The following is a 21,507-nucleotide window of genomic DNA, read 5'->3' on the forward strand; positions in this document are numbered from 1 at the left end:
ACCCTGGCCCTCCCCGCCCCGACTGTTGTAAGGTTGCGCCACCCCCTGCGCGCGGCACTGGCAAGCCCCCATGAGATCAGGTTCCGAGGCACCGCAGCTCTCCGACCGCTTCCTGCTCGGCCATGCCGAAGCCCCCGAATGGGAAAAGGCCGCAGAACAGTGCCTGCAGCAGATCGGCTACGTGCCCCCCGAGGCCAACCTCGGCTTTCTGTACGCCACCGATACTCATGCCGGCTTGCTGCCCCACATCCTCGACCACTTCCGCGAGGAAACCGGCGTCCGTGACTGGGTGGGCACCGTGGGCATGGGTATCTGCGCAAGCGGGCGCGAGTATTACGAAACCGCGGCCATGTCGGTGATGATCGGCAGCTTCCCCGAGGCAGGCTACCGGATACTGCCGCCAGTGGCCGACCCTACCCTGGCCGGCGTGGAGACACTGGCGCCCTGGCTGGCGCGCTCGGACAGGCACGTGGCCGTGATCCATGGCGATCCGCGCAATGCCGCCACACCCGAACTCATCGAGGCACTGGCCCGCCGGCTGCCGGGCGGCCATCTGGTCGGCGGCCTCAGTTCCTCGCGCGGCGACGAACCCCAGATCGCCAATGCCGTGGTCCAGGGGGGGCTTTCGGGCGTGGTCTTCGATGCTGCGCAGGTGCATATGGTCACCGGGCTGACCCAGGGCTGCACGCCGATCGGCAAGGTGCACCGCGTCACCGGCTGCGAGCGCAACATCGTCTCGCACATCGATGGCCGACCGGCGCTGGATGTCCTGTTCGAGGACATCGGCGAGATCCTGGCCCGGGATCTGAACCGCATCGCCGGCTACATCTTCGCCGGGCTGCCGCTCGCCGGTTCGGACAGCGGCGACTACCTGGTGCGCAACCTGGTGGGCCTGGATACCGGCAACAGGCTGCTCGCCATCGGCGACCTGGTGGAACCCGGCCAGCCCATCCAGTTCTGCCGCCGTGACGGCCGCTCGGCGTGGGAGGACCTGGAACGGATGCTGACCGACCTGCGGGACCGCGTCGGCACACGCCCGATCCTGGGTGGACTCTATTTCTCCTGCCTGGGTCGCGGGCAGAACCTGTTCGGCGAGGATTCCGAGGAACTGCGCTTCATTCGCCAGCAACTGGGCGACTTCCCGCTGGCCGGCTTCTTCGCCAACGGCGAGATCTCGCACGACCGTCTCTATGGCTACACCGGGGTCCTGACCCTGTTCCTGGGGGACTGATCCGTGACCGGCACGCAGGAGATGCCGCGGCGAAGGCTGGGCCGAACCGACATCGAGGTCAGCCTGATCTGCCTCGGCACCATGACCTTCGGCGAACAGAACACGCCCGAACAGGCCTTCGCGCAGATGGATCTGGCGCTGGAGCGCGGCGTCAATTTCCTCGATACCGCCGAGCTCTATTCGATCCCGCCGCGGGAAGCGACCTATGGCCGTACCGAGGAAATCGTCGGCGAATGGCTGCAGCGCAGCGGCCGGCGCGACCAGGTGGTGCTCGCCAGCAAGATCGCGGGTCCCGGCGAGGACTGGATTCCCTGGATCCGCGGCGGTCGCACCCGTTTCGATCGCACCCACATCCGCGCCGCCCTGGACGGCAGCCTGCGGCGGCTGCGGACGGAGTACATCGATCTCTACCAGTTGCACTGGCCGGAGCGGCGAACCAACTTCTTCGGCCGGCTCGGCTACACCCCGGAGACGGACGACTTCACCCCCTTCGAGGAAACGCTGGCCGCCCTGGCCGCGGAGATCGAGGCCGGGCGCATCCGTGCCTGGGGCCTGTCCAACGAGACACCCTGGGGCACGATGCGCTTCATCAGTACCGCCGAACGGCTGGGCCTGCCGCCGCCGGTGAGTGTGCAGAACCCCTACAACCTGCTCAATCGCAGCTACGAGGTGGGCATGGCCGAGGTCTCCTGGCGGGAGCGCTGCGGCCTGCTGGCCTATTCGCCGCTGGGCTTCGGCGTGCTGTCGGGCAAGTATCTGGACCATGCCCGGCCGGCGGGCGCGCGGCTGACCCTGTTTCCGGACTATACGCGCTACTCGAATCCGCAGGCGGTGCGCGCCACGCGCCGTTACGTGGCGCTGGCCCGCAAACACGGGCTGGATCCGGCCCAGATGGCGCTGGCCTATGTCAACAGCCGCCCCTTCCTGACCTCGACCATCATCGGCGCAACCACCCTCGAACAGCTCGAGGCCAACATCGCCAGCACTTGGCTGACTCTGGATACCGAGATACTGGAAGGCATCGAGGCCATCCATGTCGACCAGCCCAACCCGGCACCCTGAGGACAGGAAAGGTGCTGAAGACACCTCAGCGAATCATCCCGGAACGTCCGTTGCCCCCGGAGTCCGGCCGCCCGCTTCCGCCCTGGTGCAATATGCGGGCTACATCACCAGATAGCCCTCGCGGCGCAGGCGCTCGACCTCGTCGGGACCGTAGGGCACCAGTTCGATGAACGCCGGCATGTCCTCGGGTTTCAGGCCCAGCGCCTTCATCCGTGTGCGGCAGGCCTTGACCTCGATGACATGAAAGGCATCCAGCCGCGCCGCCAGATCGACCAGCTCGCGATAGTGGTCGTAGTGGTCGCGGGCGAAATAGGCCAGCTCAGGGCCGTGCAGCACCAATGCCACCGAGGGCTGCGTGCCGCTGGCCTGCGGCCCCTCGCTCAGCTGTTCGAGACGACGCAGCAGCAGCATCAGCTCGCCGGGGTCGTGCAGGCTGATGTCGTAGACCCGGCCCGCCTCCGGTTGCGGCGCGCCGGGCGGCAGGCCCTCGTCAGCGGCCGACAGCGGCAGCGGCAGCAGCATGCAGAACAGCCACAGCAGACGACACATCCGGACCTCCCGGAAAAACCCCGACTTTGCGTTACAATGCCCCGCCATGAATGAATCCGCAAGCCAGCGTCGCCACGACCGCATCATCGCCCTGTGGCTGTTTGCCTGCTGCGCGCTCGTCTTCGCCATGGTGGTGCTGGGTGGCGTGACCCGCCTCACCGGCTCCGGCCTGTCCATGGTCGAGTGGGATCCCATCTTCGGCATCGTGCCGCCGCTGTCGCAGGAGGCATGGCAGACGGTATTCGAGAAGTACCAAGCCTCGCCGGAATACAAGAAGAAAAACTTCGGCATGGACCTGGACGGGTTCAAGGAAATCTACTGGTTCGAGTATGCCCATCGGGTACTTGGCCGTACCATCGGCAGCGCCTTCCTGCTGCCCTTCCTGTTCTTCCTCTGGCGCGGCTGGATTCGGCGGCCGCTGGTCCCGAAGCTGGTAGCCATGTTCGTGCTCGGCGGCCTGCAGGGACTGCTCGGCTGGTACATGGTGAAGTCCGGGCTGGTCGATGACCCGCACGTGTCCCAGTACCGGCTGACCGCCCACCTGCTGCTGGCTTTCCTGATCTACGGGTTCATTCTCTGGGTGGCGCTGGATCTGTGGCGCGGTGACCGCGTGGCACCCCATCCGCGTTGGCGGCCGGCGGCCACACTGACGGCACTCACCTTCGTCACCATCGGCTCGGGCGGGCTGGTGGCAGGGCTCAAGGCCGGTCATGCCTACAACACCTTCCCGCTGATGGACGGCCGACTGGTGCCCGAGGTCTGGCTGATGCTGGAGCCGGCCTGGCGCAACTTCTTCGAGAACATCGCCACCGTGCAGTTCGATCACCGACTGCTGGCGATCACCACCCTGACCCTCACCCTGCTCTTCGCCTGGCGCGCCGCAACCGACGCCTCGCTGCCGGCCGCCAGCCGCCGCGCCCTGCTGCTGTGGGGCGGCATGGCCATCGTGCAGGTCATGCTGGGCATCGGCACCCTCCTGCTGCACGTACCCATCGCGCTGGCCTCGAGTCATCAGGCCGGCGCGCTGGTGCTGCTGACGCTGGCACTCAACGCGGTGCACCGGCTGCGGCGGCCGGCCCCGGCTCACTCCGCCGGCTGAAGCCGCATCAGCACCAGTCCCCGCAGTTCGCCCACCTGCACCCCCATTCTGCCCACAGCGGCAACCTGGGCGAGGAATCCCTGTTTGCTTGCCGCGGGTACCAGGAACAAGCGCCGGGTCTCATCGGCCAGCAACTCCTCCGAAAGCGCCTCGTCTGCCGTCAACCCCTGCCGCGGACAGGCTGCCGGCAGGCACACATGCTCGACCTCGCCGCCCAGATAGAAGTGCAGCCCGTAACGCGGAGATGCGTCGACGAAGACGTACTCGGCATAGTTGCCACCGGCCACCGCCTGCAGCTCGGCGGCCAGCTGCCGGTCGTCCTGCTCGTGCCGCATCTGCCCGGCATACCCCTTGAGTCCGACCAGGATCGCGGCCAGGACGATACTCGACAGCACCCATGCCCGCTGTCGCGACAACCAACTATCGGGAATCGCGGCCGCCAGCAACAGGGCCAGCGGCACGAACAGGGGCAACAGATAGAAGGGCAGCCGGGAACGCGCCAGCATGAACACCGCGAGCGGCAACAGGAACCAGAGCCAGAGAAAGCGCAGCCTGCCCCCATTCCCACCCGACTTACCCTGCCGCCATGGGCGCGCCAGCAGCAACAGGCCCCAGGGCAGGGTCCCGATCAGCAGGGTCGGCCCGTACACCAGCAGGCCGCCGTACCATTCCCCATGGCGATGATGCGCCGCGCCGGCGATGCGTTCCACCACCTCGAAGCGAAGCAGATAGTCCAGCAGTCCCGGGGTGTCGGCCAGCACCCACAGATACCAGCCGCCACCCACCACCAGGAACAGCAGCAACCCGGGCCAGCGGAACAGGCGCCGCAGCAGGGCCCAGTCCCGCTGCCATACCAGCAGCACCGCCACCGCCAGCAGCGGCAACAGCCCGGGCGGCCCCTTGGTCAGGAAGGCCAGCCCGAAGCCGAGCCACATCAGCAGCACCCAACGCGTCTGCCGTGGCGAGCGCCAGGCACGCACGAAGCCGAACAGGGCCAGCGTCTCCCACAGCGTCAGCAGCGTGTCGGTGGTCACGGCCTGCGCGGCGATGACCGGCAGCAGCGCGGTGGCATGAAACAGCGCCGCCAGCCGGGCGCGCGATTCGTCGAACAGCGTCCTGCCAATGGCCCACACCAGCAGGACAGTGAAAACATAGGCCAGCGCGTGCGGCAGGCGTGCTGCCCATTCGCTGTGCCCGAACAGGTCCAGGCTGGCGGCGATTGCCCAGTAGGTCAGCGGTGGCTTGGTGTAATGCGGGTGTTCGAAGTGGAGATGCGGATGCAGATAGTCGCCGCGTTCGATCATCTCCAGCGCCACGCCGACATAGCGGCCCTCGTCGGGCGACCACAGGCCACGACTGCCCTGAAAGGCAAAGGCCAGCAGCAGCACGAGCAGAATGAGCAGGAATGCCGGCAGGGGGTGACGGAGAGCAGCCAAGCACGACTCCGAGGGCAAAGTAACGACCCGCAGCGCGGCGAGCCGGATCAGGCAAGGGGGACCCGGCGACGGGGGTGGCGGCCCCCGTCACCGGGCCGGCGTCTCAAAGGCTGGAATAGTAGGCGGCCAGGTTCTCGATGTCGGCATCCGACAATGGCTTGGCCATGGGCGTCATCATCGGATCCTGACGTGTGCCGTCACGAAAGGCGCGAAGCTGCTTGGCGAGGTAACCGGCCTTCTGGCCCGCCAGATTGGGCCACATCGGATTGTTGCTGATGCCATTGGCGCCGTGACAACCGGCACAACTGGCGGCCTTGGCCTTGCCGGCGGCGATATCGGCAGCCTGGGCGGCCAGCGGCAGACTCAGTGAAACCCCCAAGACACAGGACTTGACCAGATTGTTCATGCATCCTCCTCAAGGTGTTGACAGCATTCAGGATGAGCGTGTAAATGCCCGGCGCGGAACGCTGGACGATTTCATCCATCCGTCGCCGCCTTTGATCCTGTTCGCGGCCACAAGTTTCCCACATCCGCGGCCAGTGGCAGCGCTTCGCGACATTTGTGTAGAATCGGGCGGACAACCCCGGCAAGTAGCAACATACCAGACCAGGGGAGAACAAGGGAGCCTGATGACCGGCCATGACCTACTTCGAGCTGGATGCCGTGGAACCGGGCATGGTCGTGGCGACGGATGTCGAAGGCGGAAGCGGACAGATCCTGTTGCGGGCGGGGACCCGGATCGATGCGCGGCACATCCGCCTGCTTGCCGCCCATGCTGTCAAGGGCCTGGAGATTCGTACCGCAGCGTGCGAAGCCGGCGCGCCGGATGCAGCGATCGATCCGGCGCGGGTCGAGGCTGCCGTGGACGTCCTGTTCCGTGACACCGACACCGCCCACCCCTTCATTCAGGCGCTGATGCGCGTGACCCGGGCAAGGATGCTGCAGGGAAACCGGATACATGAGCGAAACGACACCGAGCGTTGAACGACTGATCGGCCGAACCCTGGAGCTTGCCTCGCTGCCGGAAGTGGTGATGCGGGCGATCGATCTGATCAACGATCCCGATTCCTCCGCCGCCGACATCGGCAACGTCATCCGTGAAGATCCCGCGCTGACCGCGCGGCTGCTGAAGATCGTCAACAGCCCCTTCTACGGCTTTCCCTCGCGCATAGAGACCGTGTCCCGCGCCATCACGGTGGTCGGCACCCTGGAACTGCTGGATCTGATCCTGGCCGCCAGCGTCATCAAGGCCTTCTCCGGCATCCCCGGCCAACTGGTCACCATGGACGACTTCTGGGAACACAGCCTGCACGTGGGCTGCGTTGCCCGGGTGCTGGCCATGCGCCATCGCGCGCCCAATCCCGAGCGCTACTTCGTCGCCGGCCTGTTGCACGACATCGGTTCGCTGGTTCTTTACCGGCAACTGCCGGGAGTGGCCGCTGCCGCGTTGAGGCGGGCACGCGACCAGGGCGAGGTGCTGCACAACGTGGAACGCGAGCTGCTGGGCTACGACCATGGCGAGGTCGGCGCGGCGCTGATGCAAGCCTGGCATCTGCCGGAAAGCTTCGCCACCGCCATCCGCTACCATCATTTCCCCATGGAGGCGCCGGCCCACCAGCTGGAGACGGCCCTGGTGCATCTGGCCGATGTCACCAGTTGTGCGGTGCGCAGCGCCGCCGCCGAGTCCGGCCGGGTACCGCCGCTGGCTGCGGGCGCCTGGGAACTGGTCGGCCTGTCGCCCGACATCGTCGAGGGCGTGGTCGCCGAGGCCGACCTGCAATACGAAGATGCGCGTGCCGCCATCCTCGGCAGCATCTCCGCCGCCTGAACCGCGAGCCGATTCACTTCGCCAGCCAGAACCACCACACGATCAGCAGGATCAGGACCAGCCCGGCCAGATTCACCCACAGCTCCATGTCACGCCGCCTCGCTCGGGTCCAGCCAGCGCAGTCGGTTGGCGTTGCTGACCACGGTGACCGAGGACAGGGCCATGGCCGCACCGGCAATCATCGGGTTGAGCAGCATGCCGGTGAAGGGATACAGGGCACCGGCGGCGATGGGGATCCCCAGCGCGTTGTAGAAGAAGGCGCCGAACAGGTTCTGCCAGATGTTGCGCACCGTCGCCCGCGAAATGCGGATGGCCTTGAGGACGCCGAACAGCGAGGTCCCCATCAGGGTGATGTCGGCGCTCTCGATGGCAACGTCGGTGCCGGTGCCGATGGCGAAGCCGACGTCGGCGCGCGCCAGCGCCGGGGCGTCGTTGATGCCGTCGCCCACCATGCCGACGACTGCGCCCTCGGCCTGCAGCGCGGCGACACGCTCGGCCTTGTCCCCGGGCAGCACCTCGGCCTCGACGCGATCGATGCCAAGCTGCCGGGCCACGGCCTCGGCCACCCGCCGGTTGTCGCCGGTGAGCATGACCACCCTGAGCCCGGCGCGATGAAACGCGGCGATCGCCTTCGCGGCCTCCGCACGCGGGGTGTCGGCGATGGCCAGCAGGCCGACCGCCTGGCCCGCCTCGGCGACGAACACCGGGGTCTCGCCGGCGCTGGCCCAGGAGTCGGCCGTCGCCGCCAGGGAATCGATGTCGACGCCCAGTTCACGCATCAGCCCGGCATTGCCCACCGCGAGCGCTGTCCCTGCCACCTCGCCGACCAGCCCACGCCCGGCACGGGCCTCGAAGCCGGACACCGGCAGCAGTTCGAGTCCGCGTTCCCGCGCGGCCTCGACCACCGACTCGGCCAGCGGATGCTCGGACGCGGCCTCCAGCGAGGCCACGCGTTGCAGCAGTGCCGCCTCGTCCTGGCCGCCGGCCACCTGCACCCGCTGCAGCCGTGGCCGACCCTCGGTGAGGGTGCCGGTCTTGTCGAGTACCAGGGTGTCGATCTGCCCGGCGCGCTGCAGCGCCTCGCCGCTGCGGATCAGGATGCCGTGCTCGGCGGCCTTGCCCACGCCGACCATGATGGAGATGGGCGTGGCCAGACCCAGTGCACAGGGACAGGCGATCACCAGCACGGTAATGGCGGTCACCGTGGCATAACCCAGCCGCGGCTCCGGTCCCCAGTTGAACCACACCAGAAAGGTGCAGACGGCGATGATCAGCACCGTCGGCACGAACACTGCGCTGACCCGGTCCGCCAGGCGGCCGATGGCCGGCTTGGAGTTCTGCGCCTCGCGGACCCTATCGATGATGCGCGCCAGCACCATGTCCTTGCCGATGCGCCGGGCGCGAATCAGCAGGGTGCCGCTGCGATTGAGGGTGCCGCCCACGACCTCGTCGCCGGCCGTCTTCTCGACCGGGATCGGCTCGCCGGTGAGCATGGACTCGTCGACCGAGGAGTGGCCCTCGATGACCACGCCGTCGACCGGGATCTTCTCGCCCGGCCGCACCCGCAGGGTCTCGTCCAGGCCGACCTCCTCGATGGGCACGTCCTGCTCGCGGCCGTCGCGCACCACCCGCGCCGTGCGCGGCTGCAGCCCGATCAGCCGCTTGATCGCCTCCGAGGTCTTGCCGCGCGCACGCATTTCCAGCGCGCCGCCGAGGTTGATCAGCGCCAGGATCACCACCGCGGCCTCGAAATAGGCATGCCGCGCCAGCACCGGCACCCACTGCGGCGCCAGCACCACCACCATGCTGTACAGCCAGGCCGTGCCCGTGCCCAGCGCGATCAGGGTGTCCATGTTGGCGTTGTGATGCCGCGCCGCCGCCCAGGCACCGCGAAAGAAATGGCCGCCGGAATGGACCAGCACCCCCAGGGTCAGTACCCCGACCAGCAGCCAGAAACCCCGCCCCTCGCCGGCGGCGAGATCCGGCAGTGCATCGAAGACCATGCCGCCCAGAACCAGCGGCAGTGCCAGCACGCCCGCCACCGCCGCCTTGCGCAGCAGGGCGCGGTAGTGCGCAAATTCAGCCGCCTCCTTGTCGAGTTCGTCGGCCAGGCTTCTGAGCTCTGCGGCGTCATAGCCGGCCGCGCGCACCGCGGCCACCAGGGCATCGGCCGAAACCTCGCCCTCCACCAGCGCCGTGTGCTCGGCGAAGTTGACGCGGGCCCCAGTGACACCGGGGACCGAGCGCAGTGCATCCTCCACCGCTGCCACGCAGCCGGCGCAGGACATTCCCGAGATCGACAGTCGAATGCTCGCCATGCGGCGCCTGCCTCTGCTTCAATGATCGCCAGGATGCTATGATCGCACGATCGACCCCGGAGACCCCATGCCGGAAACCGTTCGCATCGAAGGGCTATATGCCGGACAGGTTGATCACCGTCTCGACCCGCCCAGCGCCATCGGCAAGGCCGCCGTCAACGGCCGCGTATCGGTCGGGGCGCTCGGACTCGCCGGTGACCAGCAGGCGGACACCGCACATCACGGGGGCGCCGACCGCGCCCTGCTCCTCTACGCACGCGAGCACTATGCCTGCTGGCAGGCCGAACATCCCGCGCACCGGTTCGAACCGCCCGGCTTCGGCGAAAACCTGTCCACGCTCGGACTCACCGAACAGGATGTCGCCATCGGCGACCGTTTCCGCGCCGGCGAGCTGCTGCTCGAGGTCAGCCAGCCACGCACGCCCTGCTGGAAACTCGACCGTCGCTTCGGCATTGCCGGACTGGCACGCGCCGTCCAGGACAGCACGCGCTGCGGCTGGTTCTGCCGGGTGCTGGCGCCGGGCAGTCTCGCTGCCGGCGACAGCCTGGAGCGCGTCGCCTCGCCGCAGCCCGAATGGACGATTGCGAGGGTCATGCAGCTCGTACATGGCGAGCCCCACGACCCCGAGGCCCTGCAGGCACTGGGCGAGCTGCCGGCGCTGGCCGACAACTGGCGCGACAAGGCGCGCCAGCGGCTCGCCCGCGGACGCCCGGGCAGCGGCCGCCAACGGCTGTCCTGGCCTGCCTTCGGAAAACGATAACACGCAAACAAAACCAGGACACTGGAGGCTGTCATGCGCATTCACTTTCTGCAACATGTGCCCTTCGAGGGCCTCGGCAGTCTCGCCGAGTGGATCGACCGCGGCGGTCACCAGATCGGTGGCACCCGGCTGTATGCCGGTGATGGCCTGCCGCGCCCGGATGCGGTCGAGCTGCTGATCGTGCTCGGCGGCCCCATGGGGGTGCACGACGAGGCGGATTATCCCTGGCTGCGGGTGGAGAAGGACTTCATCCGCCGCGTCGTCGAGGCCGGCGGCGGGGTGCTGGGCATCTGTCTCGGCGCCCAACTGCTGGCCGAAGTCCTGGGTGCCCGGATCACGCGCAACCCGGCGCGCGAGATCGGCTGGTTTCCGGTCACGCGCGACCCGGCGCTGGCCGGCCACTGGCTGGCCGAGCGGCTGCCGGAACGCTTCCCCGCCTTCCACTGGCATGGCGAGACCTTTTCCCTGCCCGAGGGCGCGCTTCCCGTGGGTTCGACCGCGGCCTGTGCCTGCCAGGGCTTCGTGCACGGCGACCGGCTGCTGGGCTTCCAGTTCCATCTGGAAACCACGCCCGCCTCTGCCCACGCCCTGGTCGAACACTGCGCCAATGAACTGGACGGCAGCGAGTGGGTGCAAGGGCCGGCGCAATTGCTCGCGGAGGACGCGCCTTTCGGTGAAATCAATGCCCTGATGACCCAGGTCATGGAGGGACTGGCCGGGCAGCTGCAGACTTCCGCCTCCCCCGGCGAGTGAACCACCGCCATGCTCAGTGAAGACCACATCCCCGCACTCAAGCGGACCTATCTGTTCTCGGCCCTGGACGAGGACCAGCTGCGCACCGTGCTCACCACAGCCGTGGAGGTGAACCTGGCCGAGGGCCGGCTGCTGTTCGAGCAGGGCCAGCCGGCGGAACGCTTCTACCTGCTGACCGAGGGCCAGGTGAAACTGTATCGCCTGTCCGAGGAAGGCGACGAGAAGGTGGTGGAGGTGATCAAGCCCGGCCGCAGCTTTGCCGAGGCGGTGATGTTCATGTCCGCCCACTGCTATCCGGTGAACGCCGAGGCGCTGGTGGACAGCCGGCTCATCGGCTTCTCCAGCCAGACCTTTCTCAACATCCTCCGCGGCTCGGTCGACACCTGCCTGCACATGCTCGGGGTGATGAGCCAGCGCATGCACTGGCAACTGAGCGAGATCGACAGTCTCACCCTGCACAACGCGACCTACCGGCTCGCGGCCTACCTGCTGCGCGAGCTGCCCGAGCGCGGCTGCGGCCCGCAACAACTGAGCCTGGAGACGCCGAAACAGGTGATTGCCTCGCGGCTGTCGATCAAGCCCGAGACCCTGTCACGCATTCTCACCCGGCTCGCGCGGGATGGGCTGATCGAGGTGAAGGGCAGCCAGATCACGCTGCTGGACCTGGAGCGGCTGCAGGCGCTGGTGGATGGGGAATGATTCAGAGCGCCACGGAAGTCACCGAATCCACGGAAAGGGCATGACCCGCAGGGTGCGCCGTGCGCACCGTCTGGCTGGTCGGGAATGCATGGACCCGCAGGATGACCAGGGCGCAGCGCGCCCATCACAGCCAGACGGCCGGACCGCCTGACCAGGACGCGGAGGGCGCGGAGGCGCAGAGCACACGGAGTGTTTCCTGTCTGTGCATGTTTCTCTCTGCGAGCTCCGCGTCTCCGCGCCCTCCGCGTTCCGGCAAATCGCTCACTAGGCCGCAGTCGCCCGTAGGATGGGCAAAGCGAAGCGTGCCCATCATTGACAAATGCTGAGCCTTAGCCGGCTCGCGGAGTCGGGCTGAATGGGACGCCACCGAAACCATTCGTGCCGCGGTGCGGGTGGAGTCTTTGTTGATGGTGATGGGCACGCTTCGCTTTGCCCATCCTACGGGGATTCGTGGCGCGGTTCGCTGTTGGGGATACGAAAGCAGGCTAGATATGCGTAACCAGCTTGGCCTCGGGGACGCGATCCTGCACGGCGCAGGCGATCGCGTTGCGCAGGCCAGTGACCGGGCGGACGGAAACCCAGAGCAGGTTGAGGCGGATGTTCAGTTCCGCGAACACCACCTCGTCGGAGAAACAGGCCAGCACCGAATGGATGCGGCTCATGACCTCCTGGATCATGGGCCTTGGCCGGTCGCGCAGCCCCGGAATGAGCATCATGAAATCCGACAGTGGCCGCCCCTCCTCGTCCGCGGCCGGCGCGCGATGACGCAACGGTTCGGCGGCATCCATCAGCGGGAACAGGGCTACGCGGGGCAGGTTCATCGGCAGGCACCGGTCGGCGGTCGCATGCCCCGAGTCTAAACAAAACGGGGCGGGATTTCACAACCCCGCCCCGCCGCGAGATGAAGCCCCTTCAGGCGGCGAGTGCGTCGCGCACCCGCATCAGTTTTTCGCGCACCTGGCCGGCCAGGGTCTCAATGCCTTCCTTTTCAACCAGTTTCAGCACCGCGGCCGGATCCATGAAGGCCACGGTGACGCTGCCATCGTCCTCCTCGCGCACTACCACGTTGCAGGGCAACAGCAAACCGATGTCGGGGTCGGTCTCCAGCGCCTGGTGAGCGAGTTTTGGATTGCAGGCACCGAGGATCCTGTAGGGACGCTTGTCGATGTCGAGCTTTTTCTTGAGCGTCGCCGAGACATCGATTTCGGTCAGCACGCCGAAGCCCTCCTTCTGCAGCGCCTCGGTCACCCGCTGTATCGCGGCGTCGAAGCCGTCCTTTACCTTCACATCGAATCCATACATGGCTTGCCTCCTGTCTGCAAGGTCGGGAATGTTTCGAATGGCGGCATTCTACCATCCAGTGAAGCGCAAGAGCGCCACGGAATCCACCGAATCCACGGAAAGGAGAATGGCCCGGACTGCGGCCCGGCTGGAGGGCGCAGGCAGGCGGTTACGGGCGGTAGAGATCGTCGCGCCGCAGGGGCACCGATGGCGTGTCGTAGAGGCGGCCGGCGAGGATCTGGTAGACGTTGGTACTGCCCTCGCTGAAGAAGTAGGCCGAACCCGCCATGTACAGCCGCCACAGGCGTGCTGTCGCCTCGCTGGTGCAGGCCACCGCCTCGTCCCAGCGAGCCTCGAGGTTGCGTATCCAGGCGCGCAGGGTCAGGGCATAGTGCCGGCGCAGCGACTCCACATCCAGAATCTCGAAACCGGCACGCTCCATCTCGGTCTGCACCGTCGATACCTGGGCCAGCTCGCCGTCCGGAAATACATAGGCATTGACGAACCGCGTAATGGGGGTGTCGATCCAGCCGGTGTCGTTGGTGATGCCGTGATTGAGAAACAACCCGCCCGGCCGCATCAGCTTGCGGACCAGTCCGAAGTACCGCGGGAAGTTGCGCACGCCGATGTGCTCGAACATGCCGACGCTGACCACGCGGTCGTAGCTCGGCTCGGGCGGCAGATCGCGGTAGTCGCGCAGCTCAATGGTCACCCGGTCCTGCAGGCCCTCACGAGCCACGCGCTCGCGGGCGAAGTCGCACTGGGCCTGGCTGAGGGTGATGCCGTGCACCTGCGCGCCATAGTGCCGTGCGGCCCGGATGGCCAGCGCGCCCCAGCCACAGCCGATATCGAGCAGGCGCTGGCCCGGGGCCAATCGCAGCTTGCGACAGATGTAATCGAGCTTGTCGCGCTGGGCCTCGTCCAGACTCTGGGCCTCGTCGCGGAAGTAGGCGCAGGAATAGACCCGCTCGGCATCCAGCCACAGGCCGTAGAAATCATTGCCGACGTCGTAGTGGTGGCGAATGGCCGTAGCGCTGTTTTCATGGACCCGGCAGGGGCCGCAGCCTTCGGCCGTCCCGTCGTGGCGCGGCAAGCGCCAGGCCTGCCAGGCCAGTCCCAGGCGGCGACGCAGCGACCAGTCCTGGCGCCGCAGATACTCGACCAGGTCGAACAGGGTTTCCATGTCGCCCTCGACGTCGAGTGCACCGCCGAGATAGGCCTCTCCGAAACGGACCAGGTCGCCGTGCAGCAGCAGCTCGCGCAGGGCCCCGGGGTGCCGCACCACCAGGGTCGCGGGCGCACCGGGCGCGCCCACCGGCCAGCGACCGTCCCACAGCCGCACGCCCACCGGCCCTCGATAACCGGCCAGCAATCGCCGCAACAGTTCGACCGAGCGCTCGGCCAGAAAGGCATCCCCCGCAGCGCGGGTCTGCCGGCTCTCCGGCAGGGTCCGATCCATGCTCATGAGCACCTCCCTCCGATTCCATGAGTTGACCGCATGATCTGCACCCTGATTCAAGTGTAATCGAGGAATCGAATCCGGATTGTGACCATTTTTGGTCAAACACATATTATTGAGGCCTACTTCAACCAAATTAATAAAATCACGCAATTTCCGCTAGATGATGTCCACAGAGTGATCTCCAGGAGCATCCGAACAGCAGTTCTAGAACCGTTGTTCTAGAACTGCTATTCTGGTCCTTGCGATGACTGCTCTCGCCCACGACCGGATTCAGGACACCCGGGACCGCACCCTGGAAGCGGCGCTGGAACTGTTCATGGCGCGCGGCTACTTCAACACCACCATCCAGGACCTCAGCGAACGGGCCGGAGTGAGCGTGGGCTCCATCTACCATCACTTCGGCAGCAAGACCGGCGTCGCCCGTGCCCTCTACCAGGGACTGATGGGCGAACTCGAGGCAGCCGTCGACGATATCGCCGCACGGCCGGTGTCCAGCGCCGAACAGTGCCGCGCCGTCATGGCACACCTGCTGGCCTTCGCCGAGCAGCGTCCGCGCGCCATGCAGTTCATTCTCGAGGCCCGGCACCAGGAGTTCCTTCCGGAAGAGCCACCGATGTGCTCGTCGCAACCCTTCGTGCGCATGCGGGAGCTGGTCCGGCGCGGCATCGAGCGCGGGGAGATACGTGACATCGATGTCAATGTCGCGGCCACGTCGGTCTTCGGCGGCGCCCTGCGCCTGATCGCCATGCGCCTGGACGGGGCGCTGGACACGCCGCTGCCGGAACATCTGGACGCCCTCTGGACCTGCGCCTGGCGCGGGGTCGCGGCGCCGTGATGCGGCCCGGCTGGCGCCTTGCGCTCCCCCTCGCCGTCATCGCGCTCGCGGGCTGCGCCGCGCTGACGCGCCCTGCGGGCGAACACTTCATCGATGAACGCACCGGACTGGACGGCTGGCGGTGGGAACACCAGGGCCTGTCAGTCACCCTGATCCAGCGCCTGCCGGACCAGACCCGCGCCTTCTTTCTCGCCCGCGGCTTCAGCCGCGCGGCAGTGGACGAGCTGGCCGCCACCTGCGTGTTCCAGACCATCATCGGCAACACCGGAGAAAGCGGGCGGGTCGAGCTGGACCTGCACGACTGGCGGTACACCGCCAAAGGCGAAAGCGGGCCGCTGCGGCTGAAGGAGGACTGGCTGGCGCGCTGGACGGAACGCGGCGAATCCATGCCGGCGCGGGTCGCCTTCCGCTGGTCCTTCTTTCCCACCGTGCAGCGCTTTGCGCCCAACGACTGGAACATGGGCATGACCAGCGTCCCGGTGCCGCCGGGCACCACCCTGGACCTGCATTTCCGCTGGACTCGCGACGGCGTGCAGCACCGCGGGGTGCTGCGCGGCGTGCGCTGCGCCCCCGACGAATCGATGGAGGCAACATGAAACGACTCGCCTGGCTGTGGCTGCTGCCCGCACTGCTGACTGCGGCAGCCCTGATGGCGGCCCAGCCACCGGCGTTCGAGCCGACGCTCAAGGCTGCCGAGCCCCGGCCCGACGCGCCCGACTTCGCCCTGCCCGACATGGATGGCCGGGTGCACCGGCTGTCGGACTATCGTGGAAAGGTGGTGATCCTCAACTTCTGGGCCACCTGGTGTCCGCCCTGCCGGCGGGAGATGCCCTCGATGCAGCGCGCCTGGCACAAAATACGCAACGAAGGGATCATGATGCTGGCGGTCAATGTGGGCGAGACCGAGGATACGGTGTTCCAGTTCATGGGCGACTACCCCATGGACTTCCCGGTGCTGTTCGACCATGACGGCAGCGTCAGCGAGGCCTGGCCCATGCTGGCCCTGCCCACTACCTTCGTCATCGACCCCGAGGGGCGCATCGCCTACCGCGCCGTGGGCGGCCGGGAATGGGATGACGACCGGCTGCTCGATCCCGTCCGCGCCCTGCGCAGGCCGGCGGCCGAACAATGACCACCGCCTGTTGCATCAAGGGCTGCGGATGATGCCGGATTTGCAGCCGGACTCAGGGGCGCAGCGGCAACACATCGCGGGGCAGGCCCCTGCCGCCCGGCGTGTGCGGACGCAGCACCGTGAGCAGCCGCGCATCCGGCCGCCATTCAAGTGCCTGCTCGGCATCCATGGGGCGGGTCAGGTAATAGCCCTGCACCGTTTCGCAGCCCAGCGCCTGCAGGGCAGCCAGGGTATCGCCGTCTTCCACGCCTTCCGCGACTACCTTCAGGCCCAGGCGGTGAGCAAGGTCGATCACCGAGCGCACGATGGCCTGGTCGCCGCGGTCATGCAGCATGTCGGACACGAAGTCCCGGTCGATCTTGAGTTCATCCGCCGGCAGCATCTTGAGATAGGCCAGCGATGAGAAGCCGGTGCCGAAGTCGTCGATGGACACCCGGATGCCCTGGTCACGCAGCCGCTGCAGATGCGCGCATACGCGCTCGGGCTCGGAGAGCATGGCGCTTTCGGTAACCTCCACCGTGAACCGCGCGCCGGCCACGCCCGCGCGGGCCAGGATCCGTGCCAGAGCGGTACAGAAATCGCGGTCATGCAGGTTTTTGGGAGAGATGTTGACGGCCACGTCACCCTCCGGCCGCCGCGCGACGAACGCCAGTGCCTGTTCGACCACCCACTCGGTCAGAGCGCCTATGTGCCCGGTCTGTTCGGCGACTTCGATGAACTCATCGGGTGGCACCATGCCCAGTTCGGGATGCCGCCAGCGCACCAGTGCCTCGTGTCCGCACACCCGCCCGCGAGAAAGCTCGACCTTGGGCTGGAACTGCAGGCAGAGTTCACCACGCTGAATGACCCCGCGGAGGTCGGAAGCCAGGCGCAGCCGGCGCCGACTGAGCTCCATGTCCGGCGTTTCGTAGAATCTCGGCCCGGTCCCCTGCTCCTGCGCATTCCTCAATGCGATCTCGGCAGCCTGGATCAGGGTCCCGCCATCGCCGCCCACTTCCGACCAGAGCGCACCCCCCACCGACAATTGCGCCTCCAGTTCGATTCCGGCCGCCTCGACCGGGCGCCGGGTCTCGTCGAGGATGCGGCCTGCACAGGCACGGGCCTCGTCCGCGGTGGCGACAGGTAGCAGTACGGCAAACTCGTCGCTGCCCACGCGCGCCAGACTGCCGTTGGCACCAAGCACCGTTCGTATCCGCCGGGCCAGCTCGGTGAGCACGGCATCACCGCACTGGTAACCGAGGACATCGTTGATTTCCTTGAATCCATCGACGTCCATCAGCAACAGGACCATGTCCGGTGCCAGCAGGTCGCTGTCGGACTGTACCCTGTCCAGGTGGTCGTGCAGCCAGGCCCGGTTGGGCAGGCCGGTCAGGGCATCGTGGGTCGCCTGGTGGGTCATGGCCTCGGTGGTGGCACGCAGCTTCCTGGAAATGAAGGAAGCCAGCACCAGGGCCACCCATACCGCGAGCCAGATCACCACCAGGCCGGTGGCCAGGAAGCGCATGCCCACCAGATTCCACAGGCCCAGCTCGTGCGCCTCCTTGCGCTGGACCAGCAAGAGACGGTAGGGCAGCTCGAACAGCGGCCGGGATACCCAGTGGAAAGCGGCCTCTCCCTGGTCCAGACGGCCGGTCTCCCGCCCGGAGAAGGCGGCGTTGCGCAAGGCGGCCTGCAATCCAGGCGTGGTCCGCGCGCTCTCCCCCAGCGCGCCGCTCGCTGCCTGCAGGCCACGGTGATCGTACAGTAGCAACAGGTCCGCGTCCGGCACATACTGCTGACGGTAACGCTCCACCAGCGTGTCACTGAGCGAGTCGGATACGACCGCGAGCGATATCTCCCTGGCCAATACCTCCGCCCGACGCTGCAGCATTTCCTGCCGCACACCCTCCTCGGCCTCCACGGTCAGCCAGTAGGCAATCCCCCCGAAGATGAGCTGTGACAGGACAGTGATGCCCACGATGGCCACCAGCATCTGGGTGGACAGGCGCATCGCGGCCCTCAACTGAGCTGGGCAGTATTGATGCCGGCCAGTGCGTAAAAGGGACAGTAACGAATGATTGCCACCGCCAGATTGATGATGCCCAGCGTGGCGATCACCGCGGAACTGAAGGCATCGGAAATGAAATATTCATCAATCAGACTGATATAGAGCAGACCCGCGCTGATCCCGATGCGCACAAGCTGATCGACACGACCGATATTGGGTTGCAACTTCATGGCTGGCTCCCGGCTTTGGTACTGCGTCCGCGTCGCGTGGCCTGGTGACTCGTCAGCGAGCAGGGTCACTCCCGCCGAGGCCCGTGTCGCCGCGAACAGGCTTTTATCAGGCCCGCGGATGGCATAAGAGGAATCGGCAGCCGGCGGCCGGACTTGAGACCCGTCGGACCCGGCGAACCGCTGTCCCGCATATGGCCCGGCCCCGAACCGGAGGCTTCAACCTGTTGAATTATCGCGGATAATGTCTCTTAGAGCATGTCCAGGCGGCCGCTATCGACCGCTGCGCGTTGCGGGTCGGACTGCCGTTACCGCCGCGCCCGTGGCACCGATTGCCGGGCATACCCCCGAAATTCAAGGACGTTTGCCCCGCGCCGCTATCCCCTTCAACATCATGCGTGTTCTTCAGGAGCCCCGAGGATGTACCGATTATTCGCTGTTCTTGCCCTGTGCCTGCCGCTGCTGCTGGCCGCCCGCGGCGCCACGGCCGACACCTTCGAGGAAGAACCGATCGTCGGCGCCGGCGCCCATTTCGCCTGGGTGGTATTCGACGCCCTGCGTCCCGATCTGGAACGCGCGACCGGCCGCCTGGTGGAACTGCATGGCCGCTACTCGGCGCTCGGCATGGGCTGCAACGCCGGCATAAAGATCGCGGCGCGCAATGGCGACCATTTCGGCTTCGTTTGCTGCCCCCTGGCCGATGAGGAGGTCAAGCGCAAGAAGCTTCGGGTTTTTCCCATCGCCCGCGAACCCATACTCATCATGGTCAACGACGCCAACCCGGTGCGCGAGTTGTCGGCCGAGCAGGTGCGTGCCATTTTCAGGGGCGAGATCGCGAACTGGAAAGACGTGGGCGGACGGGACGAACCCATCGTGGTGGTCACGCGACTGCATTGCAAGAAACGCCCGGGCCACTGGAAGACCATTCTGCCCGACGCCAGGGCCTTCCGCCCGCAACGACTCAATGTCTCCAGCGCAGCGGAGATGGAACAGCGCATCGCCGCCTTTCCCGGCGCCATCGGCCACATAGGCGCCACCTGGGACTTCCAGCCAGATTCCACCATCCATGCCCTGCGCATCGATGGCCGGGAAGCCACTGCCGACAACCTGCGCAGCGGTCACTATCCCTTCTACCGCGATCTCTCCGCAGTCACCGGGCCTGATCCATCCCCCGACGTGCTCACACTGATCGACCGCGTCCGCAACGGCGATGCCATCCAGCGCATCGTCGCTCGCTACCAGCTCATGAAACTCTGAGCCCACCGCATGCATCGGTCGCTCGGCTATCGGGAAAGAATGATCCTGTTCGTGGCCGCCATCGGGCTGCTGATGGTCGCCAGCCTCATCGCTTCCTACTACAGCGCACGCACGGTCATCTGGGAGGATGCCGCACTGCACCGTGAGCGCACCGTTCGTTTCCACGAGCGTAACCTGGAGAAGCTGCGCATCGATCTGACACATTATGCGCATACCATCCGGGCGGATCTGCGCATCCAGGACTACCTGTTCGCGACCATCCGCATCGGCACCACGGCGGATCCCATCGCGCAGCTCATCCAGGAACAGTTCAGCAAGCTCCAGGTGGACGAGATCGCCATTGCCGACCTGGATGGGCGGCGCATCGTCGGCCGCGAGGGAGACCCACTGCTGGCGGCCGTAGACTGGACCGATACCACACGCCAGCCAAAGGTGGTCGGTTACGAGAACGCGGGCCTTCCCTGCATGGCAGCGGTATTGCCGGTACTCTATCGTGACGACCTGATCGCCCACGCGGCCACCGCCCGCTGCCTGGGGCGCGGCTGGCTGGAGTCCCAGCCACGGGATCGCAGCAACGAACTTCTGGTGGTCAACGGCGGTATCGTTCTGGCGAGTACAAGCCCCGCCCTCGAAGGCCTGGCTTTCAATCCTTCGGACAACACCATCGAACTCGGCGACCAGAGCTATCGACTGGCGCGGGTTCGATTACCGCTTCCCGGAGACAGCGGCGCGCAACTGTGGCTGGCGGACTCGGAAACCAGCCTGGTCAAGACGCTCGGCCGCTACAACCGGGCCATGCTCAGCCTGATTGCGGTGACCATACTGGTCATGCTCTTCACCGGGCTGGTCGCCGTGAACAACTTCAGCCGTCCCATCCAGAGGCTCACTGAACTGACCCGCGAGATCGCGGAGGGGCACCTGCCGAGAATGCAGAAATCCACGGGCGGCACCGAGATCGACAAGCTCGTCAACCAGTTCGTGGAACTCACCGAGTCCTTGCGGCGCAAGGAAGCAGAGGTTCGGGCTGCGCACGAACAGCTCAAGCGCAATGCCATCACCGACGAACTCACCGGCACCTACAACCGGCGCTACCTCAACGAGATCTTCCCCAGGCTGCTGGCCCAGGCCGAGCGCGAAGGGCAGCAGCTCTCGGCGATTCTCTGCGATCTCGACCGCTTCAAGCAGATCAACGACCGCCTGGGTCACCCGGCCGGAGATGCGTGCCTGATAGCATTTGCGGACATCCTGCGGGAAAACATTCGTTCCAACGATTTCATCTTTCGCATGGGCGGCGAGGAGTTTCTCATTCTCACCGTCGGCCACGCACGCGATGCGGCACTTAGGCTGGCTGAAAAAGTCCGCCGTACAACAGCAGCCACGCCCGTGCCCTTCCAGGACACGAATATTTCAATGACGGTGAGCTGCGGCGTGGTCTGTACCCGGCCCAGCACCAGCTATCAGCCCACCCTGTCGCGCCTGATCTCCATCGCCGACCAGTGTCTCTATCGCGCCAAGGCCGCCGGCCGCAACCGTGTCGAGGCCTCGGAGCTCTGCGATACCGGGGATACGGTGGCCAGCTGACGCTCCCGAC

At 66.6% G+C, this 21,507-nt stretch carries 22 protein-coding genes; 13 read left to right on the forward strand and 9 right to left on the reverse strand.

The genetic code is table 11. The features are described from left to right. Positions 1-70: 70 nt before the first annotated feature. Both MVF76_RS09935 and MVF76_RS09940 read left to right on the forward strand, forming a co-directional pair. Complete coding sequence (locus MVF76_RS09935; protein WP_297528661.1) at positions 71-1,231, forward strand: FIST signal transduction protein; 1,161 nt, start codon at positions 71-73, stop codon at positions 1,229-1,231. Positions 1,232-1,252: 21 nt separating this feature from the next. Next, positions 1,253-2,293 carry an NADP(H)-dependent aldo-keto reductase gene (locus tag MVF76_RS09940; RefSeq protein WP_297528882.1) on the forward strand — a complete coding sequence of 347 codons (1,041 nt, stop codon included), beginning with the start codon at positions 1,253-1,255 and terminating at the stop codon, positions 2,291-2,293. 99 nt (positions 2,294-2,392) lie between these two features. Here MVF76_RS09940 and MVF76_RS09945 read toward each other — a convergent pair whose 3' ends face one another. Next, entirely contained in the window at positions 2,393-2,842 is a 450-nt protein-coding gene (locus MVF76_RS09945) for a DsrE family protein (protein WP_297528663.1), read from the reverse strand. Between the two features lie 46 nt (positions 2,843-2,888). Here MVF76_RS09945 and MVF76_RS09950 point away from each other — a divergent pair, with 46 nt between their 5' ends. Beyond that, positions 2,889-3,941, forward strand: a complete 1,053-nt coding sequence (locus tag MVF76_RS09950) for a COX15/CtaA family protein (protein ID WP_297528665.1) — start codon at positions 2,889-2,891, stop codon at positions 3,939-3,941. Here MVF76_RS09950 and MVF76_RS09955 read toward each other — a convergent pair. Both MVF76_RS09955 and MVF76_RS09960 read right to left on the reverse strand, forming a co-directional pair. Then, positions 3,926-5,377 (reverse strand): ArnT family glycosyltransferase, encoded by a 1,452-nt coding sequence (locus MVF76_RS09955; RefSeq protein ID WP_297528667.1) that lies wholly within the window; start codon positions 5,375-5,377, stop codon positions 3,926-3,928. The two genes, MVF76_RS09950 and MVF76_RS09955, sit on opposite strands and share 16 nt — an antisense overlap. 103 nt (positions 5,378-5,480) lie before the next feature. Beyond that, positions 5,481-5,783: a c-type cytochrome gene (locus MVF76_RS09960; protein ID WP_297528669.1), complete on the reverse strand. Its 303-nt coding sequence runs from the start codon at positions 5,781-5,783 to the stop codon at positions 5,481-5,483. Between the two features lie 233 nt (positions 5,784-6,016). Here MVF76_RS09960 and MVF76_RS09965 point away from each other — a divergent pair, with 233 nt between their 5' ends. Continuing rightward, a complete protein-coding gene (locus tag MVF76_RS09965) occupies positions 6,017-6,361 on the forward strand; it encodes a hypothetical protein (protein ID WP_297528671.1) in 345 nt (114 codons plus the stop codon). After that, the gene (locus MVF76_RS09970; protein WP_297528673.1) at positions 6,336-7,205 is read left to right on the forward strand and encodes an HDOD domain-containing protein; all 870 of its coding nucleotides are present in this window, start codon (positions 6,336-6,338) and stop codon (positions 7,203-7,205) included. The genes MVF76_RS09965 and MVF76_RS09970 overlap by 26 nt, the downstream gene beginning before the upstream one ends. 89 nt (positions 7,206-7,294) lie before the next feature. Here the strand turns inward: MVF76_RS09970 and MVF76_RS09975 are convergent, their stop codons facing one another. After that, entirely contained in the window at positions 7,295-9,523 is a 2,229-nt protein-coding gene (locus MVF76_RS09975; RefSeq protein WP_297528675.1) for a heavy metal translocating P-type ATPase, read from the reverse strand. A gap of 67 nt (positions 9,524-9,590) precedes the next feature. Here MVF76_RS09975 and MVF76_RS09980 point away from each other — a divergent pair, with 67 nt between their 5' ends. From MVF76_RS09980 to MVF76_RS09990, 3 genes are read left to right on the forward strand one after another with little or no spacing between them, the layout of a single operon-like run. After that, positions 9,591-10,283: an MOSC domain-containing protein gene (locus tag MVF76_RS09980; protein ID WP_297528677.1), complete on the forward strand. Its 693-nt coding sequence runs from the start codon at positions 9,591-9,593 to the stop codon at positions 10,281-10,283. Positions 10,284-10,316: 33 nt separating this feature from the next. Next, complete coding sequence (locus MVF76_RS09985; RefSeq protein WP_297528679.1) at positions 10,317-11,036, forward strand: type 1 glutamine amidotransferase; 720 nt, start codon at positions 10,317-10,319, stop codon at positions 11,034-11,036. A 9-nt stretch (positions 11,037-11,045) separates the two neighbouring features. Further along, positions 11,046-11,735 carry a Crp/Fnr family transcriptional regulator gene (locus MVF76_RS09990; protein WP_297528681.1) on the forward strand — a complete coding sequence of 230 codons (690 nt, stop codon included), beginning with the start codon at positions 11,046-11,048 and terminating at the stop codon, positions 11,733-11,735. Positions 11,736-12,220: 485 nt separating this feature from the next. Here MVF76_RS09990 and MVF76_RS09995 read toward each other — a convergent pair whose 3' ends face one another. The 3 genes from MVF76_RS09995 to MVF76_RS10005 form a co-directional block, all read right to left on the reverse strand. Next, positions 12,221-12,556, reverse strand: a complete 336-nt coding sequence (locus tag MVF76_RS09995; protein WP_297528682.1) for a hypothetical protein — start codon at positions 12,554-12,556, stop codon at positions 12,221-12,223. A gap of 91 nt (positions 12,557-12,647) precedes the next feature. Then, a complete protein-coding gene (locus tag MVF76_RS10000; RefSeq protein ID WP_297528684.1) occupies positions 12,648-13,037 on the reverse strand; it encodes a DUF302 domain-containing protein in 390 nt (129 codons plus the stop codon). A 148-nt stretch (positions 13,038-13,185) separates the two neighbouring features. Further along, positions 13,186-14,481: an SAM-dependent methyltransferase gene (locus MVF76_RS10005; protein ID WP_297528686.1), complete on the reverse strand. Its 1,296-nt coding sequence runs from the start codon at positions 14,479-14,481 to the stop codon at positions 13,186-13,188. 241 nt (positions 14,482-14,722) lie between these two features. On the opposite strand from MVF76_RS10005, the gene MVF76_RS10010 reads away from it, so the two are divergent. The 3 genes from MVF76_RS10010 to MVF76_RS10020 are packed head-to-tail and all read left to right on the forward strand — an operon-like array spanning position 14,723 to position 16,445. Continuing rightward, positions 14,723-15,313: a TetR/AcrR family transcriptional regulator gene (locus MVF76_RS10010; protein ID WP_297528688.1), complete on the forward strand. Its 591-nt coding sequence runs from the start codon at positions 14,723-14,725 to the stop codon at positions 15,311-15,313. Next, positions 15,313-15,909 carry a hypothetical protein gene (locus MVF76_RS10015; RefSeq protein WP_297528690.1) on the forward strand — a complete coding sequence of 199 codons (597 nt, stop codon included), beginning with the start codon at positions 15,313-15,315 and terminating at the stop codon, positions 15,907-15,909. The genes MVF76_RS10010 and MVF76_RS10015 overlap by 1 nt, the downstream gene beginning before the upstream one ends. After that, entirely contained in the window at positions 15,906-16,445 is a 540-nt protein-coding gene (locus MVF76_RS10020; RefSeq protein ID WP_297528692.1) for a peroxiredoxin family protein, read from the forward strand. Before MVF76_RS10015 ends, MVF76_RS10020 begins: the two co-directional genes overlap by 4 nt. A 52-nt stretch (positions 16,446-16,497) precedes the next feature. On the opposite strand, the gene MVF76_RS10025 is transcribed toward MVF76_RS10020, so the two are convergent. Both MVF76_RS10025 and MVF76_RS10030 read right to left on the reverse strand, forming a co-directional pair. Beyond that, positions 16,498-18,435 carry a putative bifunctional diguanylate cyclase/phosphodiesterase gene (locus MVF76_RS10025; protein WP_297528694.1) on the reverse strand — a complete coding sequence of 646 codons (1,938 nt, stop codon included), beginning with the start codon at positions 18,433-18,435 and terminating at the stop codon, positions 16,498-16,500. Positions 18,436-18,443: 8 nt separating this feature from the next. Continuing rightward, entirely contained in the window at positions 18,444-18,662 is a 219-nt protein-coding gene (locus MVF76_RS10030) for a YgaP family membrane protein (RefSeq protein ID WP_297528696.1), read from the reverse strand. A gap of 417 nt (positions 18,663-19,079) precedes the next feature. On the opposite strand from MVF76_RS10030, the gene MVF76_RS10035 reads away from it, so the two are divergent. Both MVF76_RS10035 and MVF76_RS10040 read left to right on the forward strand, forming a co-directional pair. After that, complete coding sequence (locus MVF76_RS10035; RefSeq protein ID WP_297528698.1) at positions 19,080-19,916, forward strand: substrate-binding domain-containing protein; 837 nt, start codon at positions 19,080-19,082, stop codon at positions 19,914-19,916. A 9-nt stretch (positions 19,917-19,925) separates the two neighbouring features. Next, positions 19,926-21,497: a GGDEF domain-containing protein gene (locus MVF76_RS10040; RefSeq protein ID WP_297528700.1), complete on the forward strand. Its 1,572-nt coding sequence runs from the start codon at positions 19,926-19,928 to the stop codon at positions 21,495-21,497. Positions 21,498-21,507 lie beyond the last annotated feature (10 nt).

Source organism: Thiohalobacter sp. (assembly GCF_027000115.1).
In the GTDB taxonomy this organism is placed as follows: Bacteria; Pseudomonadota; Gammaproteobacteria; order Thiohalobacterales; family Thiohalobacteraceae; genus JALTON01.